The 2,444-nt window shown below is 57.9% G+C and carries 3 protein-coding genes; 1 reads left to right on the top strand and 2 read right to left on the bottom strand.

Annotated features, from left to right (window positions below; translation table 11 throughout):
* Positions 1-73: 73 nt before the first annotated feature.
* Entirely contained in the window at positions 74-463 is a 390-nt protein-coding gene (locus tag RAH32_RS21380) for a DUF4411 family protein (protein WP_306610402.1), read from the bottom strand.
* A 9-nt stretch (positions 464-472) separates the two neighbouring features.
* A complete protein-coding gene (locus tag RAH32_RS21375) occupies positions 473-1,720 on the bottom strand; it encodes an ImmA/IrrE family metallo-endopeptidase (RefSeq protein WP_306610401.1) in 1,248 nt (415 codons plus the stop codon).
* Positions 1,721-2,268: 548 nt separating this feature from the next.
* Here RAH32_RS21375 and RAH32_RS21370 point away from each other — a divergent pair.
* The coding region (locus RAH32_RS21370) for a transposase (protein ID WP_306610403.1) at positions 2,269-2,444 on the top strand (176 nt) is incomplete at its 3' end.

The raw sequence follows: 2,444 nt of genomic DNA, 5'->3' as shown, positions 1-2,444 counted from the left end.
GCTGTCGCAGAAAGGGAAAGGGTGGACGACTTTTACGCCGCCCGCAGCAGCTCCATGCCGCCGCTTCCGTGGCCTAATTTCTCACTGCCGTTCTCAATCTTTCCTTGGTGACGACCGAGCGGCCGCTTGCAGCCATCCCATAGGCTACTAGAAACGGATCTCGGCCCACCAACTCCATTTCGGCATCGGTAAGATCCGGCGCGTAACCTTCGGCTACGACACGGCGCAGCAAGCTTGGGTCAACTGCCTCATTTAAACGCAGTGCGTCCTTAGCCTTACGATCTTTGAGCCATTCCGACACGTCATCGCGCCCGGTGGTAATCTCGTCGGCGATTTCGTTGGGAATTTTGACAACACCAGAGTTCCCCTTGTCGATCAGCCAATCCCAGAACTGCGGAATGCGTTTAAGAGGATAATAATCGGCATTTGCCCGGATCAGGGTATTGGCATCGAGCAAATACATAAGGAAGCTTTATCGCCCCCGTGCTGGCCGGGCGCCGCCCAAGCCTTGCACCCCGGCCAGCAGGCCCTCAACTGCGCCAGGTTTGACGCCGAAGACCTTTGCGGCGGTAGTATGTGTCACCACGTCAGCGCGCAGGTTGCGCCCCACGAAGGTAAGAAGCGCATCACCCAATCGGTGGCGCTTCACAGTGTAGAAGTTGGGACCGCTTTCCTTCTGCTTGGCCTTTTCCTTTTCGTTCTGCCGATGTAGCCGCCAGCGTTGCGCCATGACCGCGACTGCCTCGGAGTAGGCCTGATCGTCCGCCTTTCCAGAGCGCCATAGCCGATAGGCAGCCATCGCCGCACTCACCTTCCAGATATCGGACAGCATCTCAGCAAGCTCGATTACGTCACGCGCGGTCGTCATCTTCCCATAGCTGACGATAGCCTGAGATGGCAGGAGCACCTCTCCCGCAACATCGTTGCAGAACCGCTCTACCCGAGCAGCAAGCGTGTGCGGCTGCACTGTCGTCGGGGCGCCGCTGACTCCCGTGCTTCCAACGAACAGATGCACAAGCTCATGGATGAGTGTGAAGGCCCACGCTGCTTTTGCATCCTGATCGTTGATGACGATCAAAGGCGCGAGATCATCGGCGACTGCAAAGCCGCGAAACACGTTTGGAGAAATAGCTGTACGATAGTTGCCCAGATCGCCCAGCAAGATCACGAAAACGCCCAAGGCCTCGACCCGCCGACGAAGCTCGGCAAATAAGTCTGCTGGCTTGGACGCACCGCCTCGCACATCGCTGTCATTGACAATGCCGAGAGCATCCCGAACGCGCCTGACTGCTTGCGGGATTGGTGTTGTGATGGACAGGGAGCCGATGAATGCGCGCGGGCCAGCATCCTCGTCTTCGGTCATCATGTCCCTGAGGATGGCATGGCGAGCACGCACGTCCCGCACCAGTGCGTCCAACCGTGCGGCTTCGTCTGTAGCGACAGGCACGGCGGTAGTGCGGAAGTCCTCACCCCGGTCGGCAGTACGAGGCGGTTCGCTCATATAAAGGGAGAGCAAAGGCCGGTGATAAACTGCAGCCATCTTGGTGAGTTGAGCCGCAGTAGGAAGGCGTTCACCTCGCTCGAGAGCTGCTAGCTTCTCGACGCCACTTTCCTTCTGCGTGGAAGACAAGCCAATCCGGTGCGCGGCGTCTTCGGAAGACAGCCCCGCTGTTTTGCGTGCCCATACAAGGACCGCCGGATTGATGCCTTCAACCTGCATTGAAACCGTCTGTTCGCCGGACTCTTTGATCCACTCTGTGTCGATAAGACAACATAAAGTTGGGTTCCTTCAATAAAAATCCAAGTCAGCGGTTAGCGCTGATTGTGCAGCCAAGTCGAAGTCTTCCCTGGTGTCTTGCCACCGCTATGACGTCACCGCAGCACGCGTTGCAGGCTGTCCTGCACATTTATAAGCGGTTCCAAGTGCAGGCCTGGCATGAGGCTGATGGATATGTCTCGGCGCTGCGCCGTGTGGACTAGATAGACGATCCTCGGCAGGAGAATCCTTATCCCTAGTGGTCTTTTGCTGTTGTGGCTTGGGTAAGTGCCGGCTGGAAGTATTCGACCGTGCCCGCAGAGTGAACCAAGAAAGAAAATAGGCGACAGCTGATACATAAGGGCAGGACCTAAAAGGAGACCTGCGTTCCACCTGGGGACGCAGGCTTTCGCTGGCTCAATTTCTCTTGTCCCAGCTCAAGAGCTGGTAAGGTCTAAGAGGGCGTTTCAAAACCACTTGCAGGCGGATTCGTCCTGCTAGATTCGCGGTTTATGTCTGCCACGCTTGTCTCGGACGGCCTTTGGGGCGTGATCGAACCTTTGTTGCCATCCACGTCTCGGTCCGCGAAAGGTGGGCGGCCTCGGGTCTGCGACCGGGCCGCTCTGGCCGGGATCATGTTTGTCCTGCAGAGCGGCATCCCCTGGCGGATGTTGCCCGCAGAGCTGGG

The sequence above is a fragment of the Paracoccus yibinensis genome, assembly GCF_030846195.1.
GTDB classification, from domain to species: Bacteria; Pseudomonadota; Alphaproteobacteria; order Rhodobacterales; family Rhodobacteraceae; genus Paracoccus; species Paracoccus yibinensis.
The sequence above is the reverse complement of the archived record's forward strand: the minus strand, read 5'-3'. Positions and strand labels throughout refer to the sequence as shown.

Bases quoted from the DNA above. Each gene is read 5' to 3' on its own strand.
- RAH32_RS21380 (WP_306610402.1), bottom strand. From the start codon at position 463: ATGTATTTGCTCGATGCCAATACCCTGATCCGGGCAAATGCCGATTAT.
- RAH32_RS21375 (WP_306610401.1), bottom strand. From the start codon at position 1,720: ATGCAGGTTGAAGGCATCAATCCGGCGGTCCTTGTATGGGCACGCAAA.